Here is an 18,863-nt window from a genome sequence, read left to right on the forward strand (position 1 = left end):
AAAAAATGGACGATGCCTATTCAGAATTGGAAAGCTGCCATGAATCGCTTTAGTATCATTTTTGAAGAGCGTGTAACCAAGTATTTTTAAATCTGCATTTACACAGAATTATTTACACACTCAATCAGTCATTTAAACAGAAAGTGTTTGCTTTGCTTCTTTCATAAAATCAGCGATCCATTTAGATCGTTCACGATCTAGATGCTCAGCAATCGCTTTACCTTGCAAACCTTCAGGTATCTCAATTTTATAGTTCACAATTTGTTGTCCCAAATCCATGAGCACTTCAGCTTGTGGATACGGCTTGTCCTCAAAATGTAAACGACCTCGTGCATCACATAAACAAGCCTGTGCAAAGTAAATCACTTGCTCAGGCTTGCGAAAGGCATCAAGGCTTTTTAATAGTTTTAAAATCGTGGATGCTTTAAGCTGAAAGAGTTGATGGCAGAGCAAATGATATTCACACACTTTCAGTGCCAATTGCTGAAAATCACTCGGGACTTTTAAGCGTTTGCATAGGGCTTTGACAGGTTCAATACCACGCTGTTCGTGCATGATATGTCTTGGTAAGACGTCAGCGGGTGTCAATGCTGTCCCTAAATCATGACAAAGCACCGCAAAGCGAACGATGGTGGAAAAGTTGTTTTTGCAGGCTTGTTGTAACGACATCAGCGTATGGATACCGCAGTCAATTTCTGGATGATATTCAGCACGTTGTGGTACGCCGAACAACGCATCGACCTCAGGAAACCATATTTTTAAAGCACCACTTTCACGAAGTACAGAGAAATACACATCAGCATCATTTTCTGCCAGTGCTCTCACCGTTTCTTTCCAAACACGTTCGGCAGAAAGGTGTGATAACTCACCTGAGTCACTGATACGTTGCATCAGTTGCATGGTTTCGGGTGCAATCTGAAAGCCATAATTATGATAGCGGGCAGTAAATCGAGCGACACGTAATACACGTAGCGGATCTTCAATAAAAGCATCAGATACATGGCGCAGCACTCGATTTTTTAAATCTTGCGTACCGTGAAAAGGATCGGTAATATTGCCATCTTCATCCATCGCCATCGCATTAATCGTCAAGTCACGACGTGATAAATCTTGTTCTAAAGTCACTTCAGGCGAAGTGAAAAAATCAAAGCCATGATAGCCCTGCCCATTTTTACGCTCAGTACGTGCAAGGGCATATTCCTCTTTGCTTTTTGGATGCAAAAATACTGGAAAATCTTTACCAACTTGTTGATAGCCAAGTGCAATCATTTGCTCAGGCGTTGCACCGACCACGACATAATCACGCTCGATCACTTCACGATCTAAGAGCTGATCACGTACTGCACCGCCGACTAAATAGATTTTCATCACAACGTATCAATAAAAATTTGCAAAAATATTGTTCTGATCATAACAAATATAAAGCGCTTTGAATTAAAAGCCTAAAAGCAAAAACCTCCAATAATTGACATTAGAGGTTTTAGCGATCAAGAAAAAGTTAGAAAAGTAAGCTTTTCTTAAAATTAAACTTTTTCATTCTCTTGAATTTCAGCAACAGTCAACGCAGTCATGTTGATGATACGACGAGTCGTTGTAGTCGGTGTCAAAATGTGCACAGGTTTTGCAACACCTAACAGGATCGGACCAATCGTCACATTATTACCGACGGTTGATTTGAGCAAGTTAAATGAAATGTTTGCCGCATCAAGATTCGGCATGATTAACAAGTTTGCTGAACCTTTAAAGCGTGAATTCGGGAATGCGCCATCACGAATGGTTTCATCCATCGCTGCATCACCGTGCATTTCACCTTCAACTTCGAGCTCTGGCGCTTTTTCAGATAAGATGCGAAACACTTCACGCATTTTTTGCGCACTAGAATCAAGCTCGTCACTACCAAAGCTAGAATGAGAAAGTAGGGCAATACGAGGTGTAATACCAAAGCGACGCACTTCTTCTGCAGCCAAAATCGTCATCTCAGCCAATTGTTCAGCTGTAGGATTGGTGTTGACATAAGTATCAGCAATAAAGAGATTACGATCTTCAAGCATTAACGCATTCAAGGTAAAGAATGTCTGATGACCATTTTTTAGGCCAATCACATCTTTGACAAACTCTAAATGAACATCATAACCTGAGTATGTACCACATAGCATACCGTCAGCTTTGCCAAACTTCACAAGCATAGCCGCAACCAAAGTCGAGCGACGACGTGCTTCACGCTGAGCAAACTCAACAGTAATACCTTGGCGCTTTAAGGCATTGTAGTAGTCTTTCCAAAAATCTTCATAAGATGGATTATTTTCTTGATCGACGATTTCGATATTCTCGCCGTGAACCATACGTAAGCCAAGTTTACGAATATTTTCTTCAATCACCTTGGTGCGACCAACCAAGATTGGGAATGCGATGCCTTCATCGATTGCAATTTGCGCTGCTCGAAGTACTCGAATATCTTCACCTTCAGCATACGCAATACGTTTTGGTGCAGTTTTCGCTTTGGCAAAAATAGGCTTCATGATAAAAGCTGAGTTGTATACAAACTCAGACAAACGTTGATGATAAATCGCAAAATCTTCGATCGGGCGAGTTGCAACACCTGACTCCATGGCAGCACGTGCCACAGCAGGTGCAATCTCAAGGATCAAACGTTGATCGAGTGGACGAGGAATCAAATAATCACGTCCAAAGCTACCAGACTTCTCACCATAAGAAGCGGCATCAGCTTCAACATGTGCCATACGAGCAATCGCATGGACGCAGGCAATTTTCATTTCTTCATTGATGGTGGTTGCGCCAACATCTAGCGCGCCACGGAAAATATATGGGAAACAAAGGGCATTGTTCACTTGGTTTGGATAATCAGAACGACCTGTCGCCATGATTGCATCAGGGCGGACTTCATGCGCGTGTTCAGGAAGAATCTCAGGATCAGGGTTGGCAAGTGCAAAGATAATCGGATCTTTCGCCATGTCTTTAACCATTTCTTTGGTCAAAATGCCCGCAGCAGAAAGTCCTAAGAACATATCTGAACCGCCAATCACTTCGTGTAATTTGGTTTCAGGGATATCTTGTACATAACGTAACTTTGATGCGTCCAAGCCTTCACGAGATGTTGTCAATAGACCACGAGAGTCGGCAACGATGATATTTTCTTTCCGTGCACCTAATGCACAAAGTAGGTCTAAACAAGACAGTGCTGCTGCACCTGCACCAGAGACGATGATTTTTATGTCTTCGATCTTTTTATTGACGATTTGCAAGGCATTTAATAGTGCTGAGCCGACAATGATACTTGTGCCGTGTTGATCATCATGGAACACAGGAATTTTCATACGTTCACGTAGCTTTTGCTCAATGTAAAAACATTCAGGAGCTTTGATATCTTCGAGATTAATTCCGCCAAAAGTAGGCTCTAAAGCGGCAACGATATCGACGATTTTGTCAGGATCATTTTCTGCGATTTCGATGTCGAATACGTCAACACCTGCGAATTTTTTAAAAAGTACGCCTTTACCTTCCATCACAGGTTTTGAGGCGAGTGGTCCGATATTACCCAGTCCAAGTACCGCAGTACCATTACTAACCACAGCGACGAGATTACCACGTGCGGTATACTTGGCAGCATTTGCAGGGTCTTTGGCAATTTCTAAACAAGGTGCAGCCACACCTGGAGAGTAGGCGAGTGCAAGATCACGTTGATTGACGACTTGTTTGCTTGGTGTGACGTTGATTTTACCAGGGCGTGGAAACTCATGATAATACAATGCGGCTTGCTTTAATGCTTGTTCGTCCATCTTACTCTCTATGCGGATACCAAATCGGGGCAGGAATCTGACCCATCAATCACAAAATAAATTACACTAAATTTTTAAGGTCATCACTATACCATTTTCTAAGCGGCGACAATAGTCTAAAGGGTTTAATTTTTATCAAATAATATCGCAGTTTTACTTTGAAATTTGATTGTGATGACGTTTCATTAATGCATTTTCAATGGATTATTTTGCTGAATATTTTGAATTTCTAAAAATTCAGTCGCAAGATCGGCAGGCATAGGTTTTGCGATCAAATAACCTTGTAAATAATCACAGCCCTCATCGCTCAAAAAGTCATATTGCGCTTGAGTTTCCACGCCTTCAGCGACGATTTTTTTATCCATCGCTTTTGCCATGGCGATAATTGCTCGAACAATGGCGTTTTGGTTGGCTTGTCCGAGTTTGCTGACAAAACTTCGATCAATTTTAATAATATCAAAGTCATACATACCTAAATAAGCCAATGATGAATAGCCTGTACCGAAGTCATCAAGTGCAATCTTGATGTGACGTTGATGAAATGCAGACATCACTTGGCGGACTTCAGCAATATTTTCCATCAATGAAGTTTCGGTGATCTCAAGTATGAGCTGATGTGGTTTGATTTTGTATTTTTGTAGCAGACAATCAATTTCCTCAACCAAACTTCCACGTTGTATTTGTTGTACAACGATATTGACCGAAACCGCAATATCTTGATACCCCAAATCATACCAAACTTTGATTTGAGCGCAAGTTTGTTCTAAGACCACACGACCGATGTCGGTGATTAGACTGGTTTCTGCAGCAAGTGGAATGAACTGAGCAGGTGGAATGACACCACGCTCTGGATGATTCCATCGTACAAGTGCTTCAAAGCAATAAATTTTTTTAGTTTTTGTATCGACTTTAGGTTGGTAGTAGACGGTAAGTTCATTTTGAGCAAGGGCTCGACGAATTTCCGCTTCTAGGTTGATGCGTGCTTCGGTCGAGAGTCGACTTTCGCTGTGATATATTCTAAAAGTATTGCCGCCGATACGTTTTGCTTCTAACAAAGCAAGCTCAGCGTAGTTGTTTAAGCTGTCCATTTGGCGACCATGATCAGGGTAGATCGCTGCGCCGATGGAAATATTCAACATCAGTTCTTTATTTTGCACATGAAACGGCGCTTCAAAAGATTCGAGTATTTTCTTCGCACTGTCGTTGATTTCATCAACATTTTCTTTGACTTCTAAAATCATGGCAAAATCGTCTCTATTAAGTCGTGCAATCACAACGGCATCAGTGTTATTGCGACGCAGGCGATCCGCTACTTTTTTTAACAGCTCATCACCACCTTGATGGGTGAGATACTCATTATGGTAACGAAAGCGATCTAAGTTGATACGGATCACAGCAAAGCGCTGAAGTAGCCTTGGGGATTCGGTCAAATAACTGTGAATGAGATTGTTGAAGTAGGTACGGTTCGGTAAATCTGTGAGCGTGTCGTAGGTTTCCAGATAAGATAAACGTTTTTCAGAGGCTTTGCGCTCTGTCAGGTCAGTGACGATGCCGATATACTGCGTGATTTTATTGTGGCTATCTCGAATGCCGTTGATATGCATCCAAAGCGGAATTTCTCGCCCAGAACGCAACACCTCAACAACTTCTCCTTCAAACTCACCTGTGCTCATCAGCTGACGCAAAATCGTTAAATTTAAGCGCTGCGCATCGACATTAGAGCTTTTTAAAATATCAAAGACATGACGACCAATGATTTGATCCTCATCAGATTCAATGAGCTTGAGATAAAATGGATTGACATCGATATAGTTGAGCTTGTCATCAAGTACAAAAATTCCTTGTGCAGCCTTTTTGAATACACTGGCAGAGAGTTTTAAACTCTCTTCTACTTTTTTCTCATTTTGAATATTGCGACAAATACCGACCATACGCAGTGCACGATTTGTTTCGGAATCACGTTGTGTGATACGACCAAGATCATGTACCCATATCCAACGTTCTGTTGGGTGATACACTCGAAAGGTCGCTTCATAGCGGTCTTCATTGCCACGCAAGTGCTCGCGCATAATTTCTTTTACATGCTCTAAGTCCTCGGCATGAATAAAATCATGTAAGTGAGAAATATAATGCTCTACATTTTTGATGTTGTAGCCGAAAATCTGCGGGTAATTACTCGTTTCAATTTTCTGATTTTCAATATCCCAATCCCAAGATGCGATACCAGCGGTTTCATGTGCTAATTCGAGGTTTTGATGTGAGCGTTCCAGTTTTGCATTGATACTTTCAATATCCGCTGTACGCTGCTTAATTTTTTGCTCTAACAAGATATTGTTAGTTTCAAGCTCTTCACGAATGCGCATAGCCATCTGCTTTTCTGCCTCTAGCTCGACTGAAAGATGGTTTATTGTCGAAGTGTTAACATTGTTTGTTGAGACTAAACTTTTATTATTCTCAATTAGAGAATAATATTCATTTCTACGATTATGGATCATACGTGCCATGAACAGTAAGCAAGCACCATAGGTAATGAAGCTAATAAAATCAATAAGGGTAAGTTGTTGACTACTAGATAACTCATTCACACTAAGTAGTGATAATACACTTGGCGAGAAGAATAGTAAAAAAACATAGTAATAGTGTGTCAAAAACACTAGCGCAGAAGTGTGAAGAATCAGTACAGAGGCTATAACTAAAGTCATCATCTCAATATGTGAGTGATCAACCTTGTACTCTTGGTGGTTGCTAATTAATGCAACACAAATCGCAAATAATACGCCATGTAAAAAAGCGCTCGCAGAGAGATAGGTTTTTACAGATAAGGACTTTCTTGGTAATTCTAATAGTAAAGATTGGTTAATCAGTAGCGAAATCAGAATAGTAACAGTCGTAATAAAACCCCATAAGGTTGTAGTAATTGAAAAACTTTCAAAATTAAGAAATAGGTTGATTATAAATACGAGGAGGGTAAGAGATAGGAATATGTATTGAAAGGCACGATAATAATACAGCGACTTAAAGCTCTTAAGTTGCTCTTCATCTTTTGAAGAATTAAGCATTAAATTGAGTTGCCTGTTATCCATTATTTCATCATGTCCCTAGAATGGCGAAAACTCATGCTAAAAGCAAAAAAGAATTAATCATTACGGTTAAATATTTATATTTTAATGAGTTAATTCAGGATAAAATAGAAAACAATCCGTCAGTTCTAAAGTTACAATTTAGCGTCTATAAAATCAAGTTCTTTTTAAAATTTATGGAAATGAATTACACAAAATATTGATTGATGACACCCAGTGCGGCTATAGGGGCGGTTTCTGTGCGTAGAACACGTTTACCGATCGTCCAAGCTTGAAACTGCTTTGCGAGGGCAAAATCAATCTCACTTTGACTTAGACCGCCTTCAGGGCCAACGAGTAGAGCGATTGATTTTGGCTTTTCATCAGAAAATTGAAATGGTTGATCTGCTAAAGTCATGATGAGTTTTAGTTCAGTATCTACGCTGTCAATCCATTCATTTACAGATAAAGGTGGCAAAATCTTCGGTACGAGATTTAGTCCACATTGTTCGCAGGCTGCGATCGCAACACTTTGCCAATGTTCGATTTTCTTTTGATCACGGTCATATTTTAGGCGCATCTCACAGCGTTCACTGGTGAGAAGTTGAATTTCTGATACGCCAAGCTCGGTAGATTTCTGAATCACATAATCCATGCGATCGCCTTTACTCATCACTTGTCCGAGTGTGACTTTAATCGATAAATCACGACTGATAGGATTGAACTCAAGCACCCGAACAGTTGCAGACTTTTTTTCAATTTGTGTTAATTCAACCAGATATTCACCGCCTAAGCCATTAAACTCAATGCCGTTAAATAATGTCGCTTGATCACCTAGTTTGGCACGCAGTACACGTGTCCAATGATGGAAAACCGTTTCTGATAATTGAACGTGTTCACCAACTGCGAGTGAGCTATCCATATAGAAACGGTTCATGATTTAATTCTCAAGTTAATATCAGTCGAAGCTTAGTTTAAGCCTAAGTCAATCACCAATTGGCGAGTTGGCTCAGTTTGGTTCATGCTATAAAAGTGCAAACTTGGTGCACCACCTGCGATCAAACGCTCACAGAGTTTAAACACGACTTCATGACCAAATGCTTGAATGCTCTTGCTGTCATCACCATAAGATGCCAGTTGTTTACGAATCCAACGTGGAATATCCGCACCAGTGCTATCTGCGAAGCGAATCAAGCTACTGGCATGGGTAATTGGCATGATTCCTGGGGCGATCGGAATATTGATTCCCGATTTTTCTACACGATCAAGGAAATAGAAGTAGGCATCAGGATTAAAGAATAACTGGGTAATTGCGGCATTTGCTCCAGCATTCGCCTTTTCCACGAAGCGTTTGATGTCATTGTCAAATGAATCAGCTTGCGGATGCATCTCAGGATAAGCAGCCACTTCAATATGAAAATGATCGCCTGAATGCTCGCGAATAAATCGCACTAAATCCTGTGCATAAGGTAATTCACCTAAACCAACTTGACCTGAAGGAAGGTCGCCACGTAGTGCGACAATACGGTCAATGCCTTTGGCTTTGTAAAGATCAAGCAACTCTGCAATTCGAGCTTTGTCATCACCAATACAAGACAGATGTGGGGCAACTGGTGTGCCTTTGCCATTAAAATCATCAATCGCCGCTAAGGTGCGCTCACGTGTTGAGCCACCTGCACCGTAAGTGATAGAGAAAAACTCAGGGTTGAGTTGTTGTAGCTCTTGATGGACTGCACGAAGTTTTTCTGCGCCAATATCAGTTTTTGGTGGGAAGAATTCAAAAGAAATGGGAATACGTTTTGACATGAGCAGACCTTAATTTGTATTTTCCGAGCACATGATTTTGAAAAGCGAATCCTGAATAAGTCAAGATTCGCTAAATACGTCAATGCTAACGATTAGCATTGCTCAATCATTAGTATTTATAAGCGTCATTTTTGAATGGACCTTCAACAGCTACACCTAAGTAGTCCGCTTGCGTTGTTGTCAATTGTGTCAACACACCACCAAAACCTAAGACCATTGCAGCTGCAACTTCTTCATCCAATTTCTTCGGTAAAACTTCCACACGAATCTGTTTGGTTTTGTCTTCCGCAGATAAATTGGCAAATTTCTCAGCAAATAAGTGCATTTGTGCCAAGACTTGGTTGGCAAAAGAGCCGTCCATGATACGTGATGGGTGACCTGTTGCATTACCCAAGTTCACCAAACGACCTTCAGAAAGTAAGATTAAATAATCATTTTCATTCTCTGAACGATAGACTTGATGTACTTGTGGTTTGACTTCAACCCATTTGTAATTACGCAAATATGCAGTATCAATCTCGGTATCAAAGTGACCAATATTACAGACTACAGCACCTGCTTTTAAGGTATCCAGCATTGCAGCGTCGCAAACGTGGTAGTTACCAGTCGTAGTCACGATCAAATCAGTATTTTTCAATAAATCTAAGTTAATGTCGGCTTTATTACCAGTTTGCACGCCATTTTTATATGGAGAAACTACTTCAAAACCGTCCATGCACGCTTGCATTGCGCAGATTGGATCAATCTCAGTCACACGAACGATCATACCTTCTTGACGAAGCGATTGCGCAGAACCTTTACCGACATCGCCATAACCAATCACCAATGCACGGCGACCAGAAAGCAACATGTCTGTACCACGTTTGATCGCATCATTCAAGGAATGACGGCAACCATATTTATTGTCATTTTTAGATTTGGTGACAGAGTCATTGACGTTGATCGCAGGAACTTTCAGCGTACCGTCTTTCCACATCTCGATCAGACGTGCGACACCTGTTGTGGTTTCTTCGGTAATGCCGTGAATGCGTTCTAAAAGTGTAGGGTACTTTTCATGGATAAGTGCGGTTAAATCGCCACCATCATCCAAAATCATGTTGGCATCCCACGGAGAACCATCAACATTGATTTGTTGCTCTAAGCACCACATATATTCTTCTTCTGTTTCGCCTTTCCAAGCGAATACAGGTACACCGCTTGCAGCGATCGCAGCTGCGGCATGGTCTTGTGTTGAGAAGATGTTACATGAGGTCCAACGTACTTCTGCACCGAGCTCGACCAATGTTTCGATCAGAACTGCAGTCTGAATCGTCATGTGGATACAGCCGAGGATTTTTGCACCAGCAAGTGGTTTTTCAGCAGAATAGCGTTTGCGCAAGCCCATTAAAGCAGGCATTTCTGCTTCGGCAAGTTTAATTTCTTTACGACCGTACTCAGCGAGTGAAATGTCGGCAACTTTATAATCTGAAAATGCAGGATTAACCGCGTTCATCAGGATCTCCTAATATATTGGTGATGATCATTCTGTTCGCGGATGCCGTTATTGATTTGTTTCGAATTCACTCTATATTATGAAGTGTGTTGATTCGAATTAGTCGAGCCTAGCGATTTCACATTACTGTCTTTGCAAGCTTTCTTTGTAAAGTCAGTCTGTAAAAAAGTCGCAGCACCCCTCGACTGTGGGCTATTGTACTTATAAATTCGTGGAGTGCCAATTAAATTGAGAAAATTCACAAGAAATTGCAACGTCGTTGCGGTTGCTCGGTTAAACTTTAACAAATATTCAAATAATTGAGCTGTGCAGATGACGTACGATAAAAAGAACTCGATGAAAATTTACGTTGTATGCGTTGTTATTTTTACTTTTTTAATGCCTTTGACGAATGCCAATGACAGCACAGGCTACATCGGTACAGGCGGTATTCAATATATTCAAAACAAGTACATGCAGATGAAACGAGAAGACTTGTATCTCAGTAAAAAGCAGATCAAAGTCGATTATCAGTTTCAAAATTTGAGTGATCGAGACATTACCGAAAACATCTTATTTCCATTACATAAAGTACAAAACTATATCGAATATGACTATGCCGATGTCACTGGGTTGGTTGATAGTTTTACGGTGACTTCTAATGGCAAAAAAATAAAACCGCAAATACATGTGCGAGCATTTTTACCGAGTACCGAAGCAGAGTATGTAGAAGATGGCGACTTTCAGGCTGATGTCACCGAGGAGTTAAAAAGCTGTGATCTTAATGATAAAGAACTGATGCAACCGTGGACGTTTGAAAATATGGATGATGAAGTTAAGGTAAATCAAAAAGTTGCGAATTGTACTCATCCAAAAGTAAAGCAACTCTTGGCGATTCAAGATGAAGATACGGTGCGTTGGCAATCGCAAATTATTTATAGCTGGCAACAACAGTTTAAAGCCAATGAAATGACTAAAATCTCTCATCAATATCAGCCTTTGGTTGGCGGTTCTCTAGGGCTTGGGGAAGAGGTTGCAAAAGCACATTGTGTTGATCAGAATATTCAAAAGGTGGTTGATCGAGGCGACAGTTATGGGGTTTATTCAGGACTTTCTTATATTTTGAAAACAGGTGCGAATTGGGCAAAATCGATTGATAGCTTTAATGTCACCATTGAACGTGATGACGACGAATTATTGTCATTATGCTGGGATGGTGAGGTAAAAAAAGTGTCTAAGACGCAATTTAAAATCACAGAGAAAAACTTTAAGCCGAAACACGATTTAAACCTAATCTTCATACAACGTAAAAATGTGAAATAAAACGTAGAAATGTGTAATTGATCGATGGATTTGATAATAAAACACCTCTAAAACTTTACGCTTAAAAGGTTTTAATCAAAAGGTTTCACCCTAATATATTAAGCATGAATTCAAGCTTGTAACTTTTGGGAGGTCTTAATATGCATCATGTAAATGAATTAATCGTGCTTAAAGATACGTTGGTACTCTCTAAAGATGGTCACGAAGATATCCAGTATGATGAAGGTACATTACTGAAAGTACTTTTTGTGCTTAATGATCATGTGGTTGTGAAAAGTGATAATGACCGTACATTTGTTATAGGTATGGATGATCAAGAAACGCTTTGGGTATATATGTGATTAATTTTATTACAGAAAATCTATTTGACTGTTGATTTTATAATCAACGACATGTAATCTTACGATCTATAGTAAAAATATGGCAAATGTCAAGTTTTAAAAAAATTTTATAACAAAATAACTGTATGGGAGGATGTGATGAAACACCCTAATCAAGTCATTGTACTTAAGGATGCCTAAACACTATCAAAGGATGGGTATGAAGATATCCATTATGAAGAAGGCACGTCGCTAAAAGTGGTAATGATTTCGAATGATCATGTTGTCGTTAAAGATGATAATAATCAAACTTTCATACTTAAATTTGACGATCAACATAAGCTTTGTGAATACATTTAACTTTGTTAAGTGGACTAGATTAAGCGATAGCGATAATTATGGCTTTTTACATGGCTCGTAGTAGGTCATTCAATTTTTTGAATGCTGTAATTGGTTTCTGTTTCACTTTTAGTCTTTCTCCACCCAATTGCCACATTCATCATATTGGTAATCTTTAAATACTGTATTTGCCATTTTATTAGATTTGTTTTCTGTATACATTAAATTAAAGTTGTGATCGTAGTTGTACGTATCTATGTTTTCCCAAAATATTATAAAAAGTAAATGTCCAGTAAATTTTTTTTAAATAAGGCAAGTCATTGAGCGCCCAAGTGATGAGATTGCGTATTTTTTTGTATATTTTTCCATATTGTCATTTATTTTCATCTAATCATTGTTAGACTATCAGTTGAGCCTTGCAGGAAGATGATAAGGCTTCATTTTTTATGCAAACATGATCAAAAAAGTATTTTTTTTCTATAAAAAATCGGTATGATCGGCGTCCTAGGACAGCACGTCAAATGCGACGAATCCTAAACTAGCTACTTGGAATAAGTTGTTGAATAATAACTTATATTTCTTACACCCTTATCTGAGATGGTAATCCGATATGAGCGTATCTGCAAACGATCCACAAACTACTGCCAAAACTAATGAATATTATTTGACTCGCCAAAGTCAGATGGAATCAAATGTTCGTAGTTATCCTAGAAAATTACCTTTGGCAATTGCGAAAGCAAAAGGCTGTTGGGTCACTGATGTTGAGGGCAATGAGTACCTTGACTGTCTAGCTGGTGCAGGGACTTTGGCCCTAGGTCATAACCATCCTGCGGTCATCCAAAGTATTCAAGAAACCATCGCAAGTGGCTTGCCATTGCATACCCTTGATTTAACCACACCGTTAAAAGATGCCTTTACAGAAGCATTGCTATCGCATATGCCAGGTGGTCAAGAAGAATATTGCCTGCAGTTCTGTGGTCCTACGGGCGCAGATGCGACTGAGGCGGCGATTAAACTTGCGAAAACTTATACAGGTCGTGGCACAGTCATCAGCTTCTCTGGTGGTTATCACGGTATGACGCATGGTGCATTGGCAATGACAGGTAACTTGAGCGCAAAAAATGCGGTCAATAACTTGATGCCAGGTGTACAGTTTATGCCATATCCGCATGAATACCGTTGCCCACTTGGTCTTGGTGGCGAGGCAGGTGTTGATGCTTTGACGCATTATTTTGAAGATTTTATTCAAGATGTAGAAAGTGGTGTTACTCGTCCTGCTGCGGTCATCCTAGAGGCGATTCAGGGTGAAGGCGGTGTTGTGATTGCACCAACTAAGTGGTTGCAAAAAATCCGTGAAGTGACTGAAAAGCACAATATCGTATTGATCTTGGATGAAGTCCAAGCAGGCTTTGCACGTTCAGGTAAAATGTTTGCCTTTGAACATGCAGGCATCGAACCTGATGTGATCGTGATGTCTAAAGCAGTCGGTGGTAGCTTGCCACTTGCGGTGCTTGCGATTAAGCGTAAATTTGACTCATGGCAACCTGCGGGTCATACGGGGACTTTCCGTGGCAACCAAATGGCGATGGGTACAGGTCTTGCGACACTCAACACCATTAAGTCTGAAAAACTGGCTGAAAATGCACAAACTCAAGGTGATTATCTACAAGCTGAAATGAAAAAATTACAGCAAGAATTACCGTGTATTGGTCATGTGCGTGGTCGTGGTTTGATGATTGGTATCGAGATCGTTGATGAGCGTCAAGCGCCAAATCATTTAGGTGCGTATCCTGCGGATTCACAGCTTGCGGCTGAAATTCAACGTGCTTGTTTTGAAAATAAATTGATGCTTGAAAAAGGTGGTCGTGGCGGTACAGTGATTCGTTTGCTTTGCCCTTTGATCATCACCCGAGAAGAATGTGAAGAAGTTATTAAACGCTTTAAGAAAGCAGTTTCAGAAGCTTTAGTTACAGTTCGAGGCGCATAATATGGTGGACTTCGCAGAACATCGCCGTGCTTTGCTATGTAACGATGCACAATCCATTGCTGACTATGAGTCGGCAATGGAGCAAGCAACCAAAGCGGTTGCGACATGGTTGCAAAATGACAAAATGTACACTGGCGGTAGCATCAAAGAACTTCGCAGTGCCATTGCCTTTAATCCTTCAAAAGAAGGGTTGGGCGTGCAGGCGTCATTACAACGTATGGTTGAACTTTTCCTTAATAAAAGTTTAAAAGTGCATCATCCGCATTCACTTGCGCATTTGCATTGTCCAACGATGGTGACCAGTCAAATCTCCGAAGTATTGATTAATGCGACCAATCAGTCGATGGATTCATGGGATCAAAGTCCTGCGGGTTCATTGATGGAAGTGCAACTGATTGATTGGCTTCGTCAAAAAGTTGGCTATGGCGCAGGTCAAGCAGGGGTGTTTACCTCTGGTGGTACGCAGTCGAATTTGATGGGTGTATTGCTTGCGCGTGACTGGTGCATCGCTAAAAACTGGAAAGACGAACACGATAAACCGTGGTCTGTTCAGCGTGATGGCGTGCCGAATGAAGCGATGAAAAACGTCAAAGTGATCTGTTCTGAAAATGCACATTTCTCTGTGCAAAAGAACATGGCGATGATGGGCATGGGCTTTCAGTCGGTCGTGACTGTACCTGTCAATGATAAAGCGCAGATGGATGTCGATGCCCTAGAAAAAACCATGGCATTGCTCCAGTCTGAAGGCAAAATCGTAGCATGTGTGGTCGCAACTGCTGGTACAACCGATGCTGGGGCGATTGATCCACTTAAGCAAATCCGTGAAATTACCAATAAATATGGTACATGGATGCATATTGATGCAGCTTGGGGCGGTGCATTGGTTTTATCTAATGAATTCCGTTCGATGTTAGACGGTATTGAATTGTCTGATTCGATCACATTGGATTTCCATAAGCATTATTTCCAAAGCATTAGTTGTGGTGCGTTCTTGCTGAAAGATGAAGCAAACTATCGCTTTATGCATTATGAAGCGGAGTATCTCAACTCTGCTTATGATGAAGAGCATGGTGTGCCGAATCTAGTATCTAAGTCATTGCAAACCACACGTCGTTTTGATGCGTTGAAATTGTGGATGACGATTGAGGCACTCGGTGAAGAGCTTTATGGTTCAATGATTGATCATGGTGTGAAACTGACACGTGAAGTTGCTGACTATATCAAGGCGACGGATGGTTTAGAGCTATTGGTTGAGCCACAGTTTGCATCGGTATTATTCCGTGTCGTACCGAAAGATTATTCAGCGCAATATTTGAATAGTTTAAATCAAAATGTGGCAGATGAACTCTTTGCACGTGGCGAGGCGAACATTGGTGTGACCAAAGTCGGTCTGAATCAATCCTTGAAGATGACCACACTTAGTCCTGTGGCAACACTGGATAATGTGAAAAATCTGCTCGACATGGTCTTAGCAGAATCTGATCGCATTAAAGATGATATTGCTTTTGGACGATACACGCCTGCAATCGATTGATTGATGAAAAATCTACAACGTCTAGAGATCGCTTCGGCGGTCTTTTTTAATGCTAATCTAAGTCCTGATTTTTAAAGCTTGCTTATTCACAGCAATGTCATATATTTGCTTTAAGTTAATTCCTTTGATCAAATTCTTAGAAGTATATGGACACACCATTTTCAATTTTTCGATTATTTTTCTATTTGGGTTGCATTTCTTTTGGTGGTCCTGCGGCGCATATTGCACTGTTTCAAACAAAAATTATTGATCAAAAAGCTTGGATGAGCGCAGAACAATATCTTCAATTGGTAGCGCTGTGTCAGTTTTTACCAGGCCCAAGTAGTAGCCAAGTCGGCATGGGGCTAGGACTGTATCGGGCAGGATATCTTGGTGCATTTGCGTCTTGGCTTGGCTTTACTTTGCCAGGGGCGATTTTGATGTATTTATTTGCGATTAGCTTGAGCCACTTCTCTTGGCTATCCAATGCGATGATTTTAAAAGGCTTGTTACTTGCAATCGTGGTGATCGTTGCTCATGCGGTTGTGATGATGGGTCGGCAAATCTGTAAAACCAAATTTCATTACGCCATTGTGATGATTTTGACAGCAATTGGTTTGGTGTGTAGTGAATCGAATCAATTATTACTCATTTTAATTGCTGCGCTACTTGGCTTGCTTTTGTTTTATAAGCAATCTTATTCGGCGCTATCACAACTCGATTTTCCTGTATCGAAAATAACGGCGTTGATTTGCTTGAGCGCATTTTTCTGCATTTTACTGTTTACACCATTATTTGTATCAGCCGACCAACCTGCCAATTTCTTCTACGAAATTTATCAAGCCAGTGCATTAGTGTTCGGTGGTGGTCATGTGGTTTTACCGCTTTTGGAGCAGAGCATCGTTGAGCAAAATTGGGTTGGTCAAGATCAGTTTATGACGGGCTATGGTGTGATTCAGACCTTACCTGGACCACTATTTAATTTTAGTGCATATTTAGGAGCTTCAGCGTTTCCATCAATGAGTTTGCTTGCTGCACTATTTGCGGTTCTTGCGATTTTCTTGCCTGCGGCGTTGGTGTTAATCGGTGCTTTGCCGATGTCGAATTATTTATCAAAAAATAAATATTTGCGTGGCATCTTTCAGGGTATTAGTGCAGGGGTGATTGCCTTGCTGATTTTGATGTTAGTTCAAAATATGTTACCCAAATCGGTAGAATCAATCACCGACGGTATTTTTCTGATCATTGCTTTTGCGGTTTTTTATACAGGACGTTTGCCGATTTGGGCTTTGATGCTCGCCAGTTTAAGTTATGCGCACATCATGTCCGCAGTCATTTAAAACTTACTTTTTGACTAAGAGCACACCTGACTCAACGTGATGGGTATATGGAAATTGGTCAAACATAGCAAAGCGTTTGATGTCATGGGTTTCACTTAAAGTCTGTAAATTGTCATACAGCGTTTCAGGATTGCAGGAAATATAAATAATTTGTGGAAATTGTGCGATTAGGGCAAGCGTGTCGTCATCAATGCCTGCACGAGGCGGATCAACAAAAACCGTATCAAATTGATAATTCGACAATTCAATATTTTCTTCTTTTAAACGGCGAAACTCACGTTTGCCTTGATAGGCTTCGGTAAAATCTTCCGCGGAAAGCCGTGCGAGTTGAATATTTTCAATCTGATTTTCTGCCATATTCCATTTGGCAGCGTAAACGGAACTTTTGGCGAGTTCTGTTGCAAGCACATTGCGATAATGTTGTGACAATGGCAAGGTAAAATTCCCATTGCCGCAATACAGTTCTAATAGATCAGTTGGTGATTCAGTCTGATTTTCTTGTGCGACATCACATGCCCAAGACAGCATTTTTTCACAAACAATGGCATTGGGTTGGGTAAAGCCATTTTCGATTTGTTTATAGGTAAATTCACGACCATTGACCTTGAGTTTTTCAATGACAAAATCATCAGCTAAAACAATTTTTTGTCCACGACTACGACCGATGATTTTAATGTTTAATTTTTCTTGTAATGTTTTTGCAATTGCAGTCCATGCTTCATTTAATTGACGGTGATAGATCATCGAAACGAGCATTTCACTATGCTTCGATGCCAAAAAGTCGATTTCAAATAAGCGTTCTGAGAGTAGCGGATTAGCTTTCACTTCTGCCAAAAGAATTGGCATGAGATCGTTAATCGACTGGGTTGCCGTTGGAAAATCATCAATGTGAATGACTTGTTTTTTACCTTCTTCATCACGTTCAAACATGGCATAAAACAGATCGTCATCGGTATGCCAAATGCGAAACTCGGCACGCATGCGATAGTGACTTTCAGGAGATTCAAAGACTTCGATTTCAGGTATGTCAAATTCAGCAAACTGTGCAAGCAAGTGTTGGACTTTAAATTCGAGTTGTTGCTGATAATCGGGTTGCATAAGAATCGGACAAGTCTAATGAGTGAGGCTGTGCATAGTAGCAAATTACCACTAAAAAATCATGGATAGTCAAAGAACTTAACCTGAGCTCGATGGACTTGGTATTGTACAGCGGTGAAAAGGAAAAGCATTTTAGACAAGATCTTGCGGTTTACGCTTGTATTTCGGGATTAACCTTCGGTTCGACTCACTTTTCTTTCGGGAAAAGTAAGCAAAACCATTTGTCAGTCGCAAACTCGGTCATACACTAAAATTTATCTCATACCTTGAAAAACGTCATTTTACTTAAATTGTTCTGCCCTCGAACAATGCGACTGACGCTCCCACGAATCCAATAATTTTGACTCATCTTATGTCAACAAACCTTAATCTAATTCGCAAAAAAAGAAGTGACTTACGCCACTTCTTTATTAGATTTTGAGTGATTTGGGATTGAGTTATGCACCGAGTAGCACATCACCATATTGGTCACGCAGTTCTGATTTGACCATTTTCCCAGTGCCGTTGATTGGAATCACATCAACAAAGATCACACGGTCTGGAATCTGCCAATCAGCAATTTTCCCTTGATAGTAAGCTTTTACCGCTTCTTCATCAATGTTGCTATCTTCTTCTTTAATCGCAACTAAAACAGGGCGCTCGTCCCATTTTGGATGTTTGGCGGCTATCGCTGCTGCCATGCGAATTTCAGGATGACTCATGGCGATACCTTCAAGTTCAACCGAAGAAATCCATTCACCACCTGATTTGATCAAATCTTTAGATCGGTCACGAATGACTAAGAAGCCGTCTGGGTCAATCGTTGCCACA

General features: G+C 40.5%; 12 protein-coding genes and 1 pseudogene. 5 read left to right on the plus strand and 8 right to left on the minus strand.

Annotated features, from left to right (window positions below):
• Positions 1 to 132: 132 nt before the first annotated feature.
• From ACE3PQ_RS02145 to ahcY, 6 genes are all read right to left on the minus strand, one after another.
• Complete coding sequence (locus ACE3PQ_RS02145) at positions 133 to 1,368, minus strand: multifunctional CCA addition/repair protein (RefSeq protein WP_374294794.1); 1,236 nt, start codon at positions 1,366 to 1,368, stop codon at positions 133 to 135.
• A 155-nt stretch (positions 1,369 to 1,523) separates the two neighbouring features.
• Positions 1,524 to 3,797 carry an NADP-dependent malic enzyme gene (locus ACE3PQ_RS02150; RefSeq protein WP_374294796.1) on the minus strand — a complete coding sequence of 758 codons (2,274 nt, stop codon included), beginning with the start codon at positions 3,795 to 3,797 and terminating at the stop codon, positions 1,524 to 1,526.
• 185 nt (positions 3,798 to 3,982) lie between these two features.
• Positions 3,983 to 6,166, minus strand: coding sequence for a putative bifunctional diguanylate cyclase/phosphodiesterase (locus tag ACE3PQ_RS02155; protein ID WP_374294798.1), 2,184 nt, complete (start codon positions 6,164 to 6,166; stop codon positions 3,983 to 3,985).
• Positions 6,167 to 7,064: 898 nt separating this feature from the next.
• Complete coding sequence (locus ACE3PQ_RS02160) at positions 7,065 to 7,793, minus strand: 16S rRNA (uracil(1498)-N(3))-methyltransferase (RefSeq protein WP_374294800.1); 729 nt, start codon at positions 7,791 to 7,793, stop codon at positions 7,065 to 7,067.
• Between the two features lie 32 nt (positions 7,794 to 7,825).
• Complete coding sequence (gene metF, locus ACE3PQ_RS02165) at positions 7,826 to 8,662, minus strand: methylenetetrahydrofolate reductase [NAD(P)H] (protein ID WP_374294802.1); 837 nt, start codon at positions 8,660 to 8,662, stop codon at positions 7,826 to 7,828.
• Between the two features lie 109 nt (positions 8,663 to 8,771).
• Complete coding sequence (gene ahcY, locus ACE3PQ_RS02170) at positions 8,772 to 10,154, minus strand: adenosylhomocysteinase (RefSeq protein WP_374294804.1); 1,383 nt, start codon at positions 10,152 to 10,154, stop codon at positions 8,772 to 8,774.
• 378 nt (positions 10,155 to 10,532) lie between these two features.
• Here ahcY and ACE3PQ_RS02175 point away from each other — a divergent pair, with 378 nt between their 5' ends.
• The 5 genes from ACE3PQ_RS02175 to chrA all read left to right on the plus strand — a co-directional run bounded on the left by ACE3PQ_RS02175 (position 10,533) and on the right by chrA (position 16,955).
• Entirely contained in the window at positions 10,533 to 11,456 is a 924-nt protein-coding gene (locus ACE3PQ_RS02175; RefSeq protein WP_374294806.1) for a DUF4424 family protein, read from the plus strand.
• A gap of 140 nt (positions 11,457 to 11,596) precedes the next feature.
• Entirely contained in the window at positions 11,597 to 11,797 is a 201-nt protein-coding gene (locus ACE3PQ_RS02180; RefSeq protein ID WP_374294808.1) for a hypothetical protein, read from the plus strand.
• A 928-nt stretch (positions 11,798 to 12,725) separates the two neighbouring features.
• Positions 12,726 to 14,102, plus strand: coding sequence for a diaminobutyrate--2-oxoglutarate transaminase (locus ACE3PQ_RS02185; protein ID WP_374294810.1), 1,377 nt, complete (start codon positions 12,726 to 12,728; stop codon positions 14,100 to 14,102).
• A 1-nt stretch (position 14,103) separates the two neighbouring features.
• Positions 14,104 to 15,636: an aspartate aminotransferase family protein gene (locus ACE3PQ_RS02190; protein WP_374294812.1), complete on the plus strand. Its 1,533-nt coding sequence runs from the start codon at positions 14,104 to 14,106 to the stop codon at positions 15,634 to 15,636.
• A gap of 146 nt (positions 15,637 to 15,782) precedes the next feature.
• Entirely contained in the window at positions 15,783 to 16,955 is a 1,173-nt protein-coding gene (gene chrA / locus ACE3PQ_RS02195; RefSeq protein ID WP_374294814.1) for a chromate efflux transporter, read from the plus strand.
• A 3-nt stretch (positions 16,956 to 16,958) separates the two neighbouring features.
• On the opposite strand, the gene trmA is transcribed toward chrA, so the two are convergent.
• Together trmA and ACE3PQ_RS02205 are read right to left on the minus strand one after the other, a co-directional pair.
• Complete coding sequence (gene trmA / locus ACE3PQ_RS02200; RefSeq protein WP_374294816.1) at positions 16,959 to 18,053, minus strand: tRNA (uridine(54)-C5)-methyltransferase TrmA; 1,095 nt, start codon at positions 18,051 to 18,053, stop codon at positions 16,959 to 16,961.
• 437 nt (positions 18,054 to 18,490) lie between these two features.
• Positions 18,491 to 18,863: pseudogene (locus ACE3PQ_RS02205) on the minus strand (long-chain fatty acid--CoA ligase); the annotation flags it as partial.

This window comes from Acinetobacter sp. (assembly GCF_041911495.1).
GTDB lineage: Bacteria > Pseudomonadota > Gammaproteobacteria > Pseudomonadales > Moraxellaceae > Acinetobacter.

Excerpts from the sequence above, each read along its gene's own strand:
- ACE3PQ_RS02145 (WP_374294794.1), bottom strand. The coding sequence starts at position 1,368 with ATGAAAATCTATTTAGTCGGCGGTGCAGTACGTGATCAGCTCTTAGAT.
- ACE3PQ_RS02150 (WP_374294796.1), bottom strand. The coding sequence starts at position 3,797 with ATGGACGAACAAGCATTAAAGCAAGCCGCATTGTATTATCATGAGTTT.
- ACE3PQ_RS02155 (WP_374294798.1), bottom strand. The coding sequence starts at position 6,166 with ATGGCTATGCGCATTCGTGAAGAGCTTGAAACTAACAATATCTTGTTA.
- ACE3PQ_RS02160 (WP_374294800.1), bottom strand. The coding sequence starts at position 7,793 with ATGAACCGTTTCTATATGGATAGCTCACTCGCAGTTGGTGAACACGTT.
- metF (WP_374294802.1), bottom strand. The coding sequence starts at position 8,662 with ATGTCAAAACGTATTCCCATTTCTTTTGAATTCTTCCCACCAAAAACT.
- ahcY (WP_374294804.1), bottom strand. The coding sequence starts at position 10,154 with ATGAACGCGGTTAATCCTGCATTTTCAGATTATAAAGTTGCCGACATT.
- ACE3PQ_RS02175 (WP_374294806.1), top strand. The coding sequence starts at position 10,533 with ATGCCTTTGACGAATGCCAATGACAGCACAGGCTACATCGGTACAGGC.
- ACE3PQ_RS02180 (WP_374294808.1), top strand. The coding sequence starts at position 11,597 with ATGCATCATGTAAATGAATTAATCGTGCTTAAAGATACGTTGGTACTC.
- ACE3PQ_RS02185 (WP_374294810.1), top strand. The coding sequence starts at position 12,726 with ATGAGCGTATCTGCAAACGATCCACAAACTACTGCCAAAACTAATGAA.
- ACE3PQ_RS02190 (WP_374294812.1), top strand. The coding sequence starts at position 14,104 with ATGGTGGACTTCGCAGAACATCGCCGTGCTTTGCTATGTAACGATGCA.
- chrA (WP_374294814.1), top strand. The coding sequence starts at position 15,783 with ATGGACACACCATTTTCAATTTTTCGATTATTTTTCTATTTGGGTTGC.
- trmA (WP_374294816.1), bottom strand. The coding sequence starts at position 18,053 with ATGCAACCCGATTATCAGCAACAACTCGAATTTAAAGTCCAACACTTG.